A 17093-nucleotide genomic window follows, 5' to 3' on the forward strand; every position below is an offset into this window, starting at 1 on the left:
CCGGGGAAGCGAAGGGGCCGGACGTCGGGGGACGTTCGGCCCCGTTTTTTTTCGGCGGGCCCTGGAGGCCCGCGATGCCGGGTAAGGCGCCGACACCCGGCAGGAGCGGAACAGGGGGGATCCGGGCTCCCCCGCCGGGTGTCGACATTGGTCACCCCGGTTTACGTCAGGAAGCGACGCAACCGGTCAGTCGGCCTAGCTTGCGACGACTGCGATGCCGGCGCAAGCGTTCCCGAGGCCGATTTGCGCGACGGCGGTCGCGTTACCGCTCTTCCTCGGTCGCCGGCCGGCGCAGCCGCTGCGGAGACACGCGGGTGGGAGCCGAGGCCCGCGATGGGGCCGATTGCCTCGGTGCCTGCCGCATCGGCGGCGCGGTCTGGGCCCGCGGGGCCGGCATCGTGCGCATCCGCGGCGACGGCGCGGAGCGCAGCGGCGCGTCCGATCCCGCAGGCGCGCGCAGGGCACCGCCATCGCGCACACGACTGCGGGGCGGTGCGGTCGGCTGCTGCCGGACCGGCGCGCTGCGCTGAAGCGGCGGCATCGGACGACGCAGCTCCTGGGGCGAGCGCAGGCGGCTGCGCGGCGGAGCCGCTTCACCGACGCCGCGCGTCAGCGGGGACGCGGCGCCCGGCCGCGGGGACGCGCGCCGCGCGTCCCGTATCCGCTCGAACTCCTCCAGCGACGACGGAATCCGCGGGTTGGAGGATCCGGGCCCCCTGCTCACCGGCGGGCGGACATCGGGGCGGTCCCGGCCGCCGGGCTGGGGACGATAGGGCGGACGGTGCTGGTATCCGGGACGGCTGTACCAGCCGGGGTAGCCGCCGTACCACGGGGAGCCCCACGCGCCGTAGAGGCCGCCGTAGTAGCCCGAGCCGCGGTAGTAACCGGGACTGCCGTAGCCATAGCCGCCGTAGTACGGATCGTAGTAGCCGGAATGGCCGTAGGGCGCGGCGCTGCCATGGTAGTAGTCGCCGTAGCCGCGGCCATAGCTGCCGCCGTACTCGCTGTAGCCATAGCCCGTCGCGCAACCGGCCAGGAGGGCTGCGGCGAGGCCGATGAGGATCTTGCGCATGTCGCCTTCCCCCGTGTGGTTGCCGTCACAGGGTCGGCCCAGGCCATTGAATTGCGGCTTAACCCCGGACCCGCAGGGTGGACGCAGCTGAACCGCGTCCGCAAGTCCGCTAGTCTGGCGGCATGCCCGCTGCCGTCACTTTCGACGACGTCCTGGCCGCCGCCGCCCGGATCGCACCCCACACGCAGCCCACGCCGGTGCTGCGTTCCACGGCCATCGACGCGTTGGCCGGTTGCCACCTCGCGTTCAAGGCCGAGCACCTGCAGCGCGCCGGCGCGTTCAAGTTCCGCGGCGCCTGCAACGCGGTCTGGGCCCTGTCCGAGGCGCAGGCGCGGCGGGGGGTGGCCACCCACTCCTCCGGAAACCACGGCGCCGCGCTGGCGCTGGCCGCGACCACGCGGCGCATCGGCTGCCAGGTGGTGGCGCCGCGGGGCGCAGTCACCAGCAAGCTCGCGGCGATCGCCGGCTACGGCGCGGTCCTGCACCACTGCGATGCCGGGATCGCCGCGCGTGAAGCCGCCTGCGCCGGCGTCATCGACGCGACCGGCGCCGTGTTCGTGCATCCGTACGCGGATCCCGCGGTCATCGCCGGCCAGGGCACGGCGGCGCTGGAACTGCTGGCCAGCTCGGGCCCGTTCGATGCCCTGGTGGTGCCGGTGGGCGGCGGCGGGCTGGCCGCGGGCACGGCCCTGGCGCTGGCGGCCCGCGCGCCCGGATGCCGACTGGTGCTGGCCGAGCCGGCCGGCGCGGCCGAGACCCGCGACTCGCTGGCCCGCGGCGAACGGGTCACCGGGTTCGTCCCCGACACGATCTGCGACGGCTTGCGCGGCACCCTCGGGGCGCCGGGCTTCGAGATCCTGCACGCGCACGGCGCCGAGGTGCTGGTGGTCGACGACGCCAGCACCGTCTCGGCCATGCGCCTCATCTGGCAGCGCATGAAGCAGGTGGTCGAGCCGTCCTCGGCGATCGCGCTGGCGGCGGTGCTCGCGCATCGCGAGCGCTTCGCGGGGCTGCGCGTGGGCGTGGTGCTGAGCGGCGGCAACGTCGACCTCGACGCCCTGCCCTGGGCCGCGGCGGCGTGAGGCGCCGGCGACGCCACCGCGGCGCCCGGCCGCGGCGCCTGTGGCGCTGGCCGCTGCGCCTGCTGCTGGTGGTGGTGCTGTGGCTGCTGGGCGTGGCCGCGTGGATCGTCTATGTCGGTGGACGCGACCAGGCGCGGCCGGCCGACGCGATCGTGGTGCTGGGGGCGGCGGCCTACGACACGCGTCCCTCGCCGGTGTTCACCGAGCGCATCCGCCACGGCATCGAGCTCTACGACCGCGGCTATGCCGGTGCCCTGGTGTTCACCGGCGGCTACGGCGACGGCGCGCGCTTCTCGGAGTCGCAGGTCGCGCGCAGCTTCGCGCTGCGCGCCGGCGTGCCGGAGGACGCGATCCTGATCGAGACGCTGTCGCGCACCACCTACCAGAACCTCGCGCGCAGCCGCGACCTGCTGTCCGACCACGGCCTGCAGCGCGTGATCGTGGTCAGCGACCCGCTGCACATGGCGCGCGCGCTGCGGCTGTGCCGCCACCTCGGCATCGACGCGGTGGGCTCGCCGACCCCCAGCACGCGCTTCCGCAGCTTCCGCACCCGCTGGCGCTTCCTCGCGCGCGAGGTGTACTTCTTCCACCGCGACCTGGTGGTTTCGCCGGACTGAGCCGGCCGCCCCGTCAGCCGGCCTGCCCCACCAGGGTCAATCCTTCGCGCAGCAGCCAGCGCGTGGCCGCGGCGCGGTCGGCCTGCGGCAGGCCGTCGAGCACGCCCACCAGCCAGCGGAAGGAGCGGCAGCGCGCGGCGCGGCTGGCCGCGTCACTCCCCTCGGAGGCGAGCCCGAGCATGAACCCCTCGTGCAGGAAGGTCGCGCTGACCGCGGCCGACTTCAGCACCTGGCGCGCATGCGCGGGATCGTAGGGCTGCATCTGGCCCTGCAGCCCGGTCAGCGCGATGTCGGTGAAGGCCAGCACGAAGCGCTCGCGGCTGGCATCGCCCAGGCGATCGACCGCGCGCTGGAACGCCGCCACGTCGCGCGCGGCGTCCGGCTCGAACAGCGTGCACAGGGCGGTGGATTCGCTGTCCGAGCGGGAGCTGGCGTGCACGGCCTTGAACAGGCGGTCGATCGCCGGGTCCGGCGCGCGCAGCAGCACGTCGTCGCCAAGCGACATCACCGCGGACGGATCGAGCTGGGAGAGATCGATGTCGTAGCGCTGGGCGTTCGCCGACAGCACCGGCGCGAGTGCGAGCAGGAGCGCCGGCAGCGCGAGCATGCGACGCAGCCGGTGCTGCAGGCCAGTGGCGCGGCTGGCGTGGCCGGAGCGCGCGATGGCGGGACGGGACTGGATTCGGGGCGGCAGGTTCGGCATGGCGCGAGTGTATGCAGCGACCTGCGCCGCAGGATGAACGCTGGCCACGGGCGCGGGTGCGCCGCATGCGTGTCCGCGCGCCACGGCGCGGGTGCCGCTGCCGGCGGGCTCAGCCGCCGCGGCGGCGCACCGGGATCCCGGATGCGGGGAAGCGCGCCACGTCCTCGCCGCCCTCGCGGATCGGCTGGCCGTGCGCCGGTGCCCAGGCCATCGCGGTGACGGTTTCCCAGGTGGCGGGCAGCAGGCCGTCCTCACCGCGCCACGGTTCGTAGGCGGCCTGCGCGGCGGCGAAGCGCCCGCGTCCGGTCAGCGCACGCCGCCGCGTGGCGAGCGCATTGGTCGCGCCCAGCGCGCGCAGGCCGCGCATGAGGTCGGCCATGTCGGGGTGGCGATGCACGTCGACGTCGCGGTCGAGCACCGGATCGCGGAACCCGGCGCGCATCAGCGCGTCGCCGAACGCGGCCATGGGCGGGAAGGGCGAGACGTGCGCCGCGGCGTCGGCGCCGGCGAACGCGGTCCGCAGTTCGTGCAGGGTGTCGGGGCCGAAGGTCGAACACAGCAGCAGGCCGCCCGGACGCAGCACGCGGCGGAAACCGGCGAACAGCGCGTCGAGGTCATCGACCCACTGCAGGCAGAGGTTGCTGAAGATCAGGTCGACGCTGTCGTCGGCCAGGGGCAGCGCGCGGGCATCGGCGCAGATGCGGTCGATGGGCCGCTGCAGCGGGTTCCAGCCGCGCCTGGGCGCGACCTGGCGCAGCATCGGCAGCGCGAGGTCGATCGCGACCACGCGGGCCTTCGGCCAGCGCCGTCGCAGCTCGATCGCGGCGGTCCCGGGGCCGCTGCCGAGGTCGACGATGCTCGCCGGCGACTGCTCGCCGAGGTATTCCAGCGATTCGAGCAGGCGCGATTCGATCTCGCGCTGCAGGTCGGCGGCGGCGCTGTAGCTGCCGGCCGCGCGCGAGAAGGCGCGGCGGACCTGGCGGTGGTCGAAGACGTCGTTCATGTCGATTCCGTGGCGCCCGGCGCCGTGCCCGCGCGGGCCTGCGCGAGGAAGCCGGCGATGGCCGCGGCCACCTCGTCGGCGTGGGTGAGGAAGGGGGCGTGTCCGCCGCGTTCGATCTGCACGACGTGTGCGCCCGGCGCGGCCGCGGCGGCGGCGCGCATCGCCCGCGGATCCACCACGCGGTCGCGACGGCCGGCGATCCACAGGCTCGGCACCGCGAGTCCCGGCAGCAGGGAGCGCTGGTCCACGGTGCGCAGCAGGTCGAGCCCCTGCGCCAGCGCCGCGGCCGGCGGCTCGCCGCGCGCGAACACCTCGCCGCGCAGCGCGCGCAGCGCGCCGCGGGCGTCGTCCGAGCCGAAGGCTTCGAGCGCGATGAAGCGCTCCAGGGTGCCGTGGTAATCGTCGCGCAGGCCCTTGGCGAAGTTGGCGAAGATCTCCGCCGACATGCCGTATCTGCCGCTGTCGTCGATCGCGGCTGTAGCCGCTCCTGCAGTTGCATGGCCTGGTGTGGCAGTCGCGGCTGGCCTCGGGGCTGTAGGAGCGGCTACAGCCGCGATCGGCGCAGCGTCGCGTACGAAGCGCGGCGCCGAACACAGCATCACCAGTCCCGGCACCTGCGTCGGGCGCAGCGCCGCCGCGCGCAGCGCGAACATGCCGCCGAGCGACCAGCCGAGCCAGGGCGCGGCCGGCACGCGCGCGGCCACCGCCGCGACCACCGCGTCCGGCTCGAGCGCGACGGCGCTGTCGCGGCTGCGGCCGTGGCCTGGCAGGTCGACGACATGCAGCTCGAAGCGATCCGCCAGCCGCGCCACCAGCGGTGCGAATACGCCGCCGTGCATCGCCCAGCCGTGCAGCAGCACCAGCGGCGCGCCGCGGCCGTGCACGTCGATGTGCAGGTCCGCGCTCATGCGCCCTTGTCCGTGCGCAGCGCGCGCTGGCGCGCCGGATGGCCGGCCGCGTGGCGCGACACCAGCCAGGCGAAGACGCCGATGCCACCGATGATCAGCGCCGCGCCCGCGAGGCCGACCGCGCCGGGCACCGGCTCGCCGAGGAACAGCACGCCGATCACGATCGCGAACAGCAGCTCGGAACCCTGCATCGCCTCGACGCCGCCAAGCGCCGTCGGGTTGTCGCGCACCATGCCGGTGGCCTGGAAGAACAGGATGCTGGCGATCACGCCGGCGCTCAGCGCGACGCCCGCCGCCAGCCACACCTGGTCCGCCGGCGGCGCGCCGCTGCGCGTCCAGGCCCAGGCCGCGACCAGCCACCACAGCGGCTGGCTGGCCAGGGTCATGCCGAACACGCGCTGGGTGGCGTTGAGGTCCTCGCCACTGCGCTCCAGGTGCAGCAGCAGCAGGCGGTTGCCCAGCGGATAGGCCACCGCGGCGCCGAGCACGCAGGCCAGCGCGATCCAGCCGGCGCGGTCGATGGCACCGCCGCCGTGGCCGGCCTGCAGCAGCAGCACGCCGGCCAGGATCAGCGCCGCGACCATCAGCGCGGCGCGCGGGATCCGCCGGCGCGCGTCGCGATACAGCAGCGGCGCGCACAGGATCCCCGCAACCACGGTGAACTGGAAGCTGCCCGCGACCAGCCACGACGGGCCGCTGGACGCGGCGAACGACAGCAGCAGGTAGAACGCGCCGAAACCGATCGCGCTGCAGCGCAGCCAGGCCAGGGGATGGCGGCGGATGGCGCGCCACACCGGCGCCGCGCCGCCCTGCCACGGCAGCAGCGGAAGCAGCAGCGGCAGGGTGATCAGGTAGCGCAGGCAGGCGGTCCAGGTCCAGTCGCCGCCGGCATTCGCACCGACGCGATTGAGCACGTAGGTCATGGTGAAGAACAGCGCCGAGCACAGGCCGAGGCCGACGGCGGCCAGCGCGCGGCTGGTGGCGGGAGCTGCAGGCGACACGGGATCAGGCGGCGCGCGCGGCGTCGATGGCGTCGCGGGCCCGCGCGAGCGCGGCGACCAGCGCATCGACCTGGTCCTCGCCGTGGGCCGCGCACAGCGTCACGCGCAGGCGCGCGCGACCCTCGGGCACGGTCGGCGGGCGGATCGCGGCGACGCGGAAACCCTCGACCTCCAGGCGCGCCGCCATGTCGAGGGCGCGCGCGTTGTCGCCACACGGCACCGGCTGGATCGGCGTGGCGGAGTCGGGGAGCGCGAAGCCGCGCGCGTGCATGCCATCGCGGAAGCGCTGCACCAGCGCGGCGAGCTTGTCGCGCCGCCAGTGTTCGCGACGCGCGAGCTTCACCGCCGCCAGCGCCGCCGCGGCCTGCGGCGGCGGCAGCGCGGTGGTGTAGAGGTAGGGGCGCGCGTTGCCGGCCAGGTGTTCGACCAGGTCGACGTCGCCGGCGACCACCGCGCCGTAGCCGCCCAGCGCCTTGCCCAGGGTCACCAGTTGCAGCGGCACCTCGTCCACGCCCAGGCGCGCCTCGGCCACGCTGCCGCGACCGCCGGGGCCGAGCACGCCCACGCCGTGCGCATCGTCGACGTACAGCAGCGCCGACTGCACGCGCGCCACCAGCGCCAGCTGGCGCAGCGGCGCGACGTCGCCGTCCATGCTGAAGACGCCGTCGGTGGCCAGCATCGCGGCGCCGGTGGGCACGGTGCGCAGCTGGCGCAGCGCGCCCTCGGCGTCGCCGTGCGGGTAGCGGCGCAGGCGGCAGCCGGCCAGGCGCGCGCCGTCGATCAGGCTGGCGTGGTTGAGGCGGTCCTGCACGCTGGTGTCGTCCTCGCCCAGCAGCGCCTGCTGCACGGCCAGGTTGGCCGCATAGCCGCTGCCGAAGACCAGCGCGCGCGGCACCTGCAGCCAGTCGGCGACCTCGCGCTCCAGGGCTTCATGCGCGACGTGGTGGCCGCACACCAGGTGCGAGCCGATGCCGCCGACGCCGTCGCGCGCGGCCGCGCCCTGCACCGCATCGACCACCTGGAACTGCTGGGCGAGGCCGAGATAGTCGTTGCCGCAGAAGTTCAGCAGCCAGCGGTCGTCGATCTGCAGGCGCACGCCGTCGCGGCGGGTCACCACGCGGCGGCTGCGCACCAGGTCGTGGGCGAGCGCGTCCGCGCGCTGGGCCTGGACGCGGCGGCGGAGATCGGGGCGTGCGGCGGCCATGCGGCGATCCTAGGCGACGCAGCGACCGGGCTGGCCGACGATGTCGGCGTGCACGGTGCCGCCATGGTCATGGCCTTCGGCATCGACGGAGACCTGCATCGCGCGCAGGCCGAGGCGCTCGAACAGCGCCTGGTCGCGGGCGACGTCCGGGTTGCCGGTGGTCAGCAGCTTCTCGCCGTGGAAGATCGAGTTGGCGCCGGCCGAGAAGCACAGCGCCTGCAACTCGTCGGACATCTGCTCGCGCCCGGCGGAAAGCCGCACCATCGAACGCGGCATCAGGATGCGGGCCACGGCGATCGTGCGCACGAACTCGAAGGGATCCAGTTCGGTGGTGCCGTGCAGCGGCGTGCCTTCGACCTGGACCAGGCGATTGATCGGCACCGAGTCCGGGTGCGCCGGCATCGTCGCCAGGGTCTGCAGGAAGCCGGCGCGCTGGCGGCGGGTCTCGCCCATGCCCACGATGCCGCCGCAGCAGGTCTTGAGCCCGGCGTCGCGCACGTGGCCGAGCGTGTCGAAGCGGTCCTGCAGCTCGCGGGTGCGGATGATCGCGCCGTAGTGCTCGGGATCGGTGTCGATGTTGTGGTTGTAGTAGTCGAGGCCCGCGTCCTTCAGCGCCTGCGCCTGCGGCGCACTGAGCATGCCGAGCGTGGCGCAGGTTTCGAGGCCGAGCGACTTCACCCCGGCGATCATCGCGGCCACCTTCGGGATGTCGCGGTCCTTGGGCGAGCGCCAGGCGGCGCCCATGCAGAAGCGAGAGGCGCCGGCGGCCTTGGCCTGGCGGGCCTTTTCCAGCACCGCTTCGGTCTCCATCAGCTTCTGCGCGTCGACGCCGGTGTCGTAGCGCTGGGCCTGCGGGCAGTAGGCGCAGTCCTCGGGGCAGCCGCCGGTTTTCACCGACAGCAGGGTGCTGACCTGGACCTCGGCGGGATCGAAGGCCTGGCGGTGCACGCTGGCGGCGCGGAACAGCAGCTCGGGGAACGGCAGCTCGAACAGGGCCTCGACCTCGCTGCGGGTCCAGTCATGGCGCGGCGTGGCCGCCTCGCGGGCGGGGAATTCGCTGACGGCGGGCATGGCGGGTTCCTGAGGGCCTGGCGCAGGCAGACCGGGCAGTCTGGAAAGCATGCCCGGACCTGTCAACCTCGCGCGGGCCGCCGCGGTTGACGGCTGGCTGTCCCGGCTGGGCCGCCGACTCTGGGCGCCGCGCTGCCTGGTGTGCACGGAGCCCGCGCCCGGCCGCTTGGACCTCTGCGCGCACTGCGAGGCCGCCCTGCCGTGGATGCCGCCGGCCTGCCTGAGCTGCGCGATGCCGCTGCCGCTGCTGCCGCTGCCGCTGCCGCCGTTTGTAGGAGCGGCTACAGCCGCGATTGGCAGGGATACCGCGACGGCGATCGCGGCTGTAGCCGCTCCTACAGAAGGCGCCCGCACGGAAGCCGCTTGCACAACACACGGGGACAAGGCCGCGAGGCCGCCCGCGTACCCATTTAGCCGACTCTGCAGCGCCTGCCAGCACGACCCGCCACCGCTGGCGGAAGCGCACGCCGCCTTCCTCTACGGCTTTCCACTCGACCGCCTGCTGCCGCGGCTGAAGTTCCACCGCGACCTGGCGGCGGGACGCCTGCTGGCGCAGTCCATGGCCGTCGCCTTCGCACAGCGCAGCCGACCCGACGCGCTGGTCCCGATCCCCCTGCACCGCCAGCGGCTTCGCGAACGCGGCTACAACCAGGCGCTGGAACTGGCCCGGCCGCTGGGCCGGATGCTCGGCATCCCGGTGCGCGGCGACCTGCTCCGCCGAAGGCGCGCCACCGCCGCGCAGTCGCGGCTGGACGCCGGCGCGCGCGCGGCCAACCTGCACGACGCCTTCGAGGTGCCGGGCACCCGGCCGGTGCCCGCCCACGTGGTCCTGGTCGACGACGTGATGACCACCGGCGCCACCCTGTACGCGGCGGCCGATGCCCTGCTCGATGCCGGCGCCGACCGCGTCGACGCCTGGGTCTGCGCGCGCGCCCCGTGAGCGCTACGAGGGGCGGATGGAGTCCGCGGTCGGTTCGGTCAGCACCTGCGGGTCCGCGGCCGGCTCGGTGTGCAGGGCGCTGGTCTGGCGCTCGATCATGCGCCGGACGCGCGGCGCCTCGGGCCCGCGGTGCAGCGCGCGCAGCTGCGCCGGGATCGTGGCGTCGTCGTGGGTGAGGCGGCTGGTGTGGCGGATGTAGTCGAGCCAGGTCGGCGTCGCGTAGCGCTCGATCCAGACCTCCGGGTCGGCCAGGTCACGCATCACCCGCCAGTGGCGCGCGCCGTCGCGGCGGCGGATCCGGCGCCGCTCGGCCATCGCGCCGAGGAACTCCAGCACGTCCTCTTCGCCGATCCGGTACTCGATCGTGACCACCACCGGCCCGGTGCGTGCCTGCACCGGGACCGCCGTGTCCGGCTCGCGCCAGGGGCGGAGCGGATCGAGGTTGAGCTCGGCGAGCCGGGCCAGCGGGATCCACAGGCCCAGCGCGGCGCTCGCCAGCATGGTCGCGGCGGCCACGAACAGCGCGGTGCGCACGTCGCTGCGGTCGGCGATCGCGCCCCACTGCCAGCTGCCCAGGGCCATGCCGCCGAACGCCGCCATCTGGTACAGCGACAGCGCCCGGGCCACCACCCAGCGCGGCGTGGACAGCTGCACGGTGACGTTGAAGGTCGACAGCGCCAGCACCCAGGACGCACCGCACAGCGACAGGGCCACCATCGTCAGCAGCAGCATCCCGCTCACCGCCGCGATCGCCGCGCCGGCCGCGAACGCGACGCAGGCGCAGCGCACCAGGGACTCGCTCGACAGCGACTCGCGCAGGCGCGTGCTGCCCATCGCGCCGCCGATCGCGCCCAGCCCGAAGGCGCCCAGCAGCAGGCCGTAGGTCATCGGCCCGCCCGCGATCACGTCCCTGGCCACCAGCGGCATCAGCGCCATGATCGCGCTCGCGCCGATGCCGAAGACCACCGCGCGCACCAGCACGGTGCGGATGGCCGGCGACATCGCCACGTAGCGCAGGCCGGCGGCCATCGCGCTGCCGAGCGCCTCGCGCGGAAGCTGGCGCGGGCTCCGCTCCGGGCGCCAGCGCGCCAGCACCACGACCAGGGCGACGTAGCTCACCGCATTGACCGCGAACGCCGCGGCCGCGCCCGCCGCCGCGACGATCGCGCCGCCGATCGCCGGGCCCACGCTGCGCGCGATGTTGAAGCCCATGCTGTTGAAGGCGACCGCGCCGGGCAGCTCGGCTCGCGGCACCATGTCGCCCACCGACGCCTGCCACGCCGGCGCGTTGAACGCCGAACCGCAGCCGATCAGGAAGGTGAAGAGCAGCAGCAGCCACGGCGTGATCAGCCCCGCCCAGGCGCACACCGCCAGCACGACCGAGACCAGCAGCATGAAGACCTGGGCCGCCAGCATCATCCGGCGGCGGTCGAAGCTGTCGGCCATCGCGCCGGCCACCAGCGAGAACAGCACCACCGGCAGCGCGACCGAGGCCTGGACCAGCGCGACCATGTCGGCCGACTGCGCGATCGAGAGCATCAGCCAGGACGCGCCGACCGACTGGATCATGCCGCCGAAGTTGGACGATGCGCTGGCCAGCCAGACGCGGCGGAACACGGGATAGCGCATCGCCGACAGCGCCGACGGACGCGGCGTCGGGCCGGGCGGCTGGTCGGGCCTCGGGCCAGGCGTCACGCCGGGCGGCTGGTCGGGAGCCTGCGCCATCGGCGCGGTCAGGCCGGCCCGCGCAGCGCGAGATCGGCCGCGATGCCGGCGAACACCACCATGCCCACCCAGTGGTTGTCGAGGAAGGCGCGGAAGCAGGGCTCGCGCTCGCGATGGCGGCAGATCCAGAACTGGCGCAGCACCAGCACGAAGGCCACCGCAAGGCCGGCCCAGTACCAGGTTCCCAGCTCCGCCTGCCGCCCGACCAGGCCCAGGCCCAGGAACACCAGCGCGTACAGCACGCCCTGGATCACCAGGTCCATGTCGCCGAACAGGATCGCGGTCGACTTCGAGCCGATGCGCAGGTCGTCATCGCGGTCGACCATGGCGTACCAGGTGTCGTACGCCGTCGACCACAGGATGTTGGTGGCGTACAGCACCCAGGCCACCGGCGGCACTTCGCCCTGCACGGCGGCGAAGGCCATCGGGATGCCCCAGCCGAAGGCCATGCCGAGGTAGACCTGCGGCAGGTGGGTATAGCGCTTGAGGTAGGGATAGGTCGCGGCCAGGAACACGCCGACGAGGCTCATCAGGATGGTCAGCCGGTTGAGCGTCAGCACCAGCGCGAAGGCCGCCAGCATCAGCACCGCGAACAGCGCCAGGGCCTCGCGGCCGCGGACCGCACCGGTCGCCAGCGGGCGCTCGCGGGTGCGCTTGACGTGCGGATCCAGCCATCGGTCGGCGTAATCGTTGATCACGCAGCCGGCCGCGCGCGTGAGCCACACGCCGGCGCTGAAGACGAACAGGATCCACGGCGGCGGCAGGCCCCCGGCCGCGATCCACAGGCCCCACCACGTGGGCCAGAGCAGCAGCAGCCAGCCGATCGGCCGGTCCGCGCGCATGAGTTTCCAGTACAGGCCAAGGCGTTCGCGCCAGCCGGCCACGGCAGGCGTGCGCGACTCGTAACGTTCGTAGGACATGGCGCCCATGGTACCGCCGGCCTTCGTCGCGGGCGGCGGGCAGGCGCCGGGGCCGACGCTACATGCCGCTCGCAACATCCGCCGGGATAGTGGAAAATGGCGGTCTGCGCGCCTGTAGCTCAGCCGGATAGAGTAGTGGCTTCCGAAGCCATTGGTCGGGGGTTCGAATCCCTCCAGGCGCGCCATCGTCTTTCGCGGCATCAGGCCGCCATGCTGCGCACGCAGCGCAGGATGGCATCGTCCAGGCCCGGCATCGCGAACACCCTGGACGTTCCCAGCGCGCTGTAGCGCGGACGCCGCGCCACCCAGCCCAGTCCGTCGGCCCTGCAGGGCCGGAGGCTGCGTGCATCGGTCCCGGCCGCGGCCGCCGCGCGGCGCGCGAAGTCGGCCCAGGTGACGGGTTGGCCATTGGTCAGGTGCCAGACGCCCGATTCGCCGTCGACCAGCAGGTCCAGGCAGGCGTGCACCAGGTCGGGCACGTAGGTCGGCGAGACGGTCACGTCCTCGGCCGCGGCGAAGGGCGCGCCCTGGCCCAGGGCGCGCAGCGCGCAGGAGACGAAGTTGTGCGGGTCCCACGGTCCGAAGAACGCGCTGGTCCGGACCACCAGGGCCGCCGGATGGTGGGCCAGGACGCGTGATTCGGCGCGCGCCTTGCTCTCGCCATAGACGCTGAGCGGGGCCACGGCCGCGTCCTCCAGGTAGGGCGCGTCGCCGGCGCCGTCGAACACCAGGTCGCTGGAGAAGGTCGCGAAGGCGACGCCGGCACGGGCGCAGCCGGCGGCCAGCGTGGCAGGCCCGTCGCTGTTCTCGCGGAAGCAGCGTGCGTGGTCGCGCTCGGCCTCGTCGACGCGCACGTAACCCGCGGCATTCACCACCGCCCATGGCTGCCAGCGCGCCAGCGCATCGTGCACCGCCGCCGGGTCGGCGATATCGAGCGCGGCGCGGTCCAGCAGGCGGTGCGCCAGCCCGCGCGCGATGCAGATGCGGGCGAACGCGCGGCCCAGCGTGCCGCTCGCGCCGGTGATCAGCAGCGGCCGCGCGGGCGCGCCCGGGCCAGCCGCGGCATTCCGCGCCTCGGCCATGTCCACCCGCGGATGCAGCAGCCGCTCCGGCCGCGCCCACCAGCCCGGCCCTGACAGCACCGGGTGTCCCGGGGCGTCGCCGGTCGCCAGGTCGCGCGCCAGCCGCGCGATTGCGGTCGGGCGGCGGCGGCCGTTGCGCACGTCGAAGGCGCCGGGCTCGTAATAGTCGCTGTGCTGGGTCAGCAGGCCGTCCCAGTCGCGGCTGCCGAGCAGCGCCCACACGGTGACCGCGCGCACGTCGATACCCTCGCGGCGCGCGGCGCAGGCCGCCTGCCAGCTGTCCCACAGCCAGCGCAGCTGGTCCTCGCGCGGCGCGTGCAGGTGCACTTCGGTCACCGCGATCGGGCGGCCATAGCGCGCCCAGGCCTCGCCGAGCAGCGCGCCGATGCCACCGGCGTGTCCCTCGAGCACGCGCACCGCCTCGACGTCGGCATAGCGTTCGCGGCCGTTGCCCCCGTGGGTGTCGGGCGGATAGCGCTCGAGCCGCTCGTCGAGGAAGCGGTTGCTGGTGACGTAGTGGTTGATGCCGACGATGTCCGGCGGGCAGGGATGCGCGGCGAACCAGAGGATCTCGTCGGGCCGCGCGGCGCAGACGTCCAGCAGCCAGCTCCAGAGCGCGTGGCCCGGGTCGACGGTTCCGCACAGCAGGTCCCAGCCCAGCCAGCGCAGCTGGTTGTTGAACGCCGCCTGGTGGGCCAGGCGAGGCGTCGACCAGGTGCGGCCCAGGTCGTCGGTCTGCACCAGGCGCGCGTCGGGCTGGACCGCCCGGATCGCCTGCATCGCCAGCACCGTGCCGCGGCACTGCGCGTGCAGCGCACGCCAGAAGATGGCGGGATCGCGGCCGTGCGGATACCAGTGGCCGTAGAGCCCGCTGAAGCGTGCCGTCGTCAGCGGCTCGTTGACCGGCGTGTAGTGGGTGACCCATGGGTAGCGCGTCGCCACGGCCCCCGCGTATGCGGCCAGCTTGGCCGGGAAGCAGGGCGACACCAGGCTGGTGTGCGCCGGACCGCTGCCGTGGTGGACGAGGCCGACGATGGGTTCGATGTCCAGCGCGCGCAGGCGCTGCAGACGACGCGTCGCCCACGCCCAGTCACCGTCCTGGGCCTCGTCGGGCGCGACCTGTTCCCACAGCACCGGCTGGCGCAGCGCGCGCACGCCCAGCGCGGCGAAGGCGTCGAGATCCGACTCGCGCTGCAGGTGACCGCTGCGTTCGAGCTGGCTGAACCAGCGATCGCGCACCCGATTGATCGTGCATTCCACGCCGCCCCACAGCTCGGGGGCCGCGTCACCGGAGGGCTGGCGTGCGGCCGCGCCGCGCATGGCCCTAGGCGCCCGGCGTCGCCGGCTCCGCCACCATCGCCGCGCTGCGCTGCGGAACCGCGTCCACCGCGGGCAGGTCGAGTTTCTCGAGCACGTACTCGGCCGCCTTCAGCGCCGCGCCCACGCACTGGTCCATGTTGTAGTACCGGTACTGCGCCAGCCGGCCGACGAAGGTCACGCCGCGCTCCTGCAAGGCCAGGGCCTCGTAGCGCTTGTACAGCGCTTCGTTCTGCGGCCTGGGCACCGGGTAGTAGGGCTCGCCTTCGTCCTGCGGGTATTCGCGCACGATCGAAGTGCCGCCGTGCGCCTGGCCGGTGAGATGGCGGAACTCGGTGATGCGCGTGTACGCGTGTTCGTTCGGATAGTTCACCGTACCCACCGTCTGGAACTGCGGCGTGTCCGGCAGGTGCTCGTGCTCGAAGCGCAGCGATCGGTAGGGCAGCGCGCCGAAGTAGTGCCCGAACCAGGCATCGACCGGCCCGGTGTAGACCGTGTGCCGCGCGTCCAGCCGGTCGCGATGCCGGAAGAAGTCGACGCCGGTCTCGACGCGGATGCCCGGATGGTCGAGCAGCCGCTCGAACATGCGCGTATAGCCTTCGTCGGGCATGCACTGGTAGCGGTCGGTGAAGTAGCGGTCGTCGCGGTCGGTGCGCACCGGCACGCGCGCGGCCACCGACGCCGCCAGCTCGGACGGATCCAGCCCCCACTGCTTGCGCGTATAGCCCTGGAAGAACTTGCGGTAGAGGTCGTGGCCGACGGCATTGACCACCACGTCCTCGCTGGTGGTGATCGGGTCGCGTGGCTCGCGGACCCGGTCGTAGAAGGCCTGGATGCTGCCCTCGTCCAGGTCCAGTCCGTACAGCCGGTTGACGGTGTCGATGTTGATCGGCACCGGGACCAGCATCCCGTCCACGCTGGCCAGCACGCGGTGCTCGTACGGCCGCCAGCCGGTGAAGCGCGAGAGGTAATCGAAGATGCGCGCCGCGTTGGTGTGGAAGATGTGCGGCCCGTAGGGATGCACCAGCACGCCGTGCGCGTCGGGGCGGTCGTGCGCGTTGCCGCCGATATGGTCGCGCCGGTCGATCACCAGCACCTGCAGGCCGGCCTCGGCCAGCTGCCGCGCGACCACGGCACCGGAGAAGCCGGCGCCGACCACCAGGACCGGCTTCATTGCGCGGTCGCCGCTTCGGCACGCACCGCGCGCACCGCGTCCAGCAGCTCGGTCCGCATCGTCGCGACGGTGGAGTCCCACGACGCCTGCATGGCACGCGCGATGCCTTCGCGCAGCAGCACCGGATCCGGCTCGCGCGCGGCCAGCGCCACCGCGTCGAGGAATCCTTCGTGGTCCTGCGCCACGGAGACGACCGGCGTGAAGTGGTGGACCACGTCCGGAACCGCCGTCGAAACGATGGGCTTCCCTGCGGCCATGTATTCCAGCGTCTTGGTCGGGTTGATGCAGCGCGTCGCCTCGTTGAGTGCGAACGGCATCAGGCAGACGTCGAAGCCCTTCACCAGCGCCGGCAGCGCGTCATACGCCTGCTGGCCGAGCCAATGGATGTTGGGCAGGTCGGGAAGCTCCTCGGCCGAGACCTTGGCCAGCGGGCCGGCCATCACGACCGAGGCCTCCGGGAAGTCGCGCGCGAGGGCTTCGATAAGGCCGTAGTCCAGTCGCTCGTCGATCACGCCGAAATAGCCGAATACCGGGCCCGGCAGGCTGGCCACCCGCTCCGGCACCTGCGTCGACGCCAGGCGCGCGCGGCCGAAGTGGCTCGCATCGACGCCGCAGCCGTGGAAGTGCACGTTGGAATGGTGCCGCGACTTGGATTCGAAGAGCTGGTGGCCGCCGGTGTAGACGATGTCGGCGCGCGCCATCAGGTACTGCTCGCGCTCGGTGATGTCCGGCGGCGCGAAGCGGAAGTTCGCCAGTTCGTCCATGCAGTCGTACACCGTGCCCCGGGTGCCGAAGCGGCCCAGCAGCACCGGCGCGCTCATGGGCGAATAGAACCACTGCACGGCATCGTCATAGCGGCCGGCCATCAGCGGATGGGTGGCCAGCGCGTGCTCGATCAGCGGCAGCAGCAGGCGCCACTCGCCGTCGCTGTCCCCGGCCGCGCCGTGCGGCAGCTGCGGCACCAGGCGGACGAGGTTGGGAAAGGGCTCGGTGATGTCGAGCGACGGCTCCGCCGCCCCGTGCATCGGTTCCTCGATGAAGAGGACCGGATGATCCGGCGCCAGGCGCGAGAACAGCTGCTGCGGGCGTTGCCAGACGAAGTCCCAGCGCAGATGGCAGTGCACGATGAGGGGGAAGCCACGCGTCCCGGGGACCCGGATCGGCTGCGGCGCCGCGGCGAGCGAGCGCGGTGAATCGTGCAAGGAAATGTCCGCGGCCAGCGCCTGCCCGGACGCGGAGCGGTCCTGTGGCTGACGGAGTGACGCATGGGGTGG

At 73.5% G+C, this 17093-nt stretch carries 15 protein-coding genes and 1 tRNA gene; 4 read left to right on the forward strand and 12 right to left on the reverse strand.

What is annotated here, in order from left to right; genetic code table 11:
* Positions 1-262: 262 nt before the first annotated feature.
* On the reverse strand, positions 263-1072 hold the full coding sequence (locus tag JG616_RS07520; protein ID WP_199392183.1) for a hypothetical protein: 810 nt from the start codon (positions 1070-1072) through the stop codon (positions 263-265).
* 122 nt (positions 1073-1194) lie between these two features.
* Between JG616_RS07520 and JG616_RS07525 the strand changes: the two genes are divergently transcribed.
* On the forward strand, positions 1195-2154 hold the full coding sequence (locus JG616_RS07525; protein WP_199392184.1) for a pyridoxal-phosphate dependent enzyme: 960 nt from the start codon (positions 1195-1197) through the stop codon (positions 2152-2154).
* The gene (locus JG616_RS07530) at positions 2151-2771 is read left to right on the forward strand and encodes a YdcF family protein (RefSeq protein ID WP_343224996.1); all 621 of its coding nucleotides are present in this window, start codon (positions 2151-2153) and stop codon (positions 2769-2771) included. The genes JG616_RS07525 and JG616_RS07530 overlap by 4 nt, the downstream gene beginning before the upstream one ends.
* 13 nt (positions 2772-2784) lie before the next feature.
* Here JG616_RS07530 and JG616_RS07535 read toward each other — a convergent pair whose 3' ends face one another.
* From JG616_RS07535 to bioB, 6 genes are all read right to left on the reverse strand, one after another.
* The gene (locus tag JG616_RS07535) at positions 2785-3474 is read right to left on the reverse strand and encodes a hypothetical protein (RefSeq protein WP_199392185.1); all 690 of its coding nucleotides are present in this window, start codon (positions 3472-3474) and stop codon (positions 2785-2787) included.
* A 109-nt stretch (positions 3475-3583) separates the two neighbouring features.
* The gene (gene bioC, locus JG616_RS07540) at positions 3584-4477 is read right to left on the reverse strand and encodes a malonyl-ACP O-methyltransferase BioC (RefSeq protein ID WP_199392186.1); all 894 of its coding nucleotides are present in this window, start codon (positions 4475-4477) and stop codon (positions 3584-3586) included.
* Positions 4474-5373: an alpha/beta fold hydrolase gene (locus tag JG616_RS07545; protein ID WP_199392257.1), complete on the reverse strand. Its 900-nt coding sequence runs from the start codon at positions 5371-5373 to the stop codon at positions 4474-4476. The genes bioC and JG616_RS07545 overlap by 4 nt, the downstream gene beginning before the upstream one ends.
* Before the next feature lie 8 nt (positions 5374-5381).
* On the reverse strand, positions 5382-6386 hold the full coding sequence (locus JG616_RS07550; RefSeq protein ID WP_343224997.1) for a multidrug resistance efflux transporter family protein: 1005 nt from the start codon (positions 6384-6386) through the stop codon (positions 5382-5384).
* 4 nt (positions 6387-6390) lie between these two features.
* Positions 6391-7590: an 8-amino-7-oxononanoate synthase gene (gene bioF / locus JG616_RS07555; protein WP_199392188.1), complete on the reverse strand. Its 1200-nt coding sequence runs from the start codon at positions 7588-7590 to the stop codon at positions 6391-6393.
* 9 nt (positions 7591-7599) lie between these two features.
* A complete protein-coding gene (bioB, locus tag JG616_RS07560) occupies positions 7600-8661 on the reverse strand; it encodes a biotin synthase BioB (RefSeq protein ID WP_199392189.1) in 1062 nt (353 codons plus the stop codon).
* Between the two features lie 49 nt (positions 8662-8710).
* On the opposite strand from bioB, the gene JG616_RS07565 reads away from it, so the two are divergent.
* On the forward strand, positions 8711-9601 hold the full coding sequence (locus JG616_RS07565; RefSeq protein WP_235973012.1) for a ComF family protein: 891 nt from the start codon (positions 8711-8713) through the stop codon (positions 9599-9601).
* Positions 9602-9604: 3 nt separating this feature from the next.
* Here the strand turns inward: JG616_RS07565 and JG616_RS07570 are convergent, their stop codons facing one another.
* Positions 9605-11326 carry an MFS transporter gene (locus tag JG616_RS07570; protein ID WP_199362581.1) on the reverse strand — a complete coding sequence of 574 codons (1722 nt, stop codon included), beginning with the start codon at positions 11324-11326 and terminating at the stop codon, positions 9605-9607.
* An 8-nt stretch (positions 11327-11334) separates the two neighbouring features.
* Positions 11335-12246, reverse strand: coding sequence for a 4-hydroxybenzoate octaprenyltransferase (gene ubiA, locus JG616_RS07575; RefSeq protein WP_199392190.1), 912 nt, complete (start codon positions 12244-12246; stop codon positions 11335-11337).
* Between the two features lie 108 nt (positions 12247-12354).
* Here ubiA and JG616_RS07580 point away from each other — a divergent pair.
* Positions 12355-12431 (forward strand) — tRNA-Arg (locus JG616_RS07580).
* A gap of 15 nt (positions 12432-12446) precedes the next feature.
* Here the strand turns inward: JG616_RS07580 and JG616_RS07585 are convergent.
* From JG616_RS07585 to JG616_RS07595, 3 genes are read right to left on the reverse strand one after another with little or no spacing between them, the layout of a single operon-like run.
* Entirely contained in the window at positions 12447-14648 is a 2202-nt protein-coding gene (locus tag JG616_RS07585) for a sugar nucleotide-binding protein (RefSeq protein ID WP_199392191.1), read from the reverse strand.
* 4 nt (positions 14649-14652) lie between these two features.
* Positions 14653-15819, reverse strand: a complete 1167-nt coding sequence (glf, locus tag JG616_RS07590) for a UDP-galactopyranose mutase (protein ID WP_199392192.1) — start codon at positions 15817-15819, stop codon at positions 14653-14655.
* On the reverse strand, positions 15816-17021 hold the full coding sequence (locus JG616_RS07595) for a glycosyltransferase (RefSeq protein ID WP_199362585.1): 1206 nt from the start codon (positions 17019-17021) through the stop codon (positions 15816-15818). Before JG616_RS07595 ends, glf begins: the two co-directional genes overlap by 4 nt.
* Positions 17022-17093 lie beyond the last annotated feature (72 nt).

It is taken from the genome of Luteimonas sp. MC1895, assembly GCF_016457215.1.
In the GTDB taxonomy this organism is placed as follows: Bacteria; Pseudomonadota; Gammaproteobacteria; order Xanthomonadales; family Xanthomonadaceae; genus Luteimonas.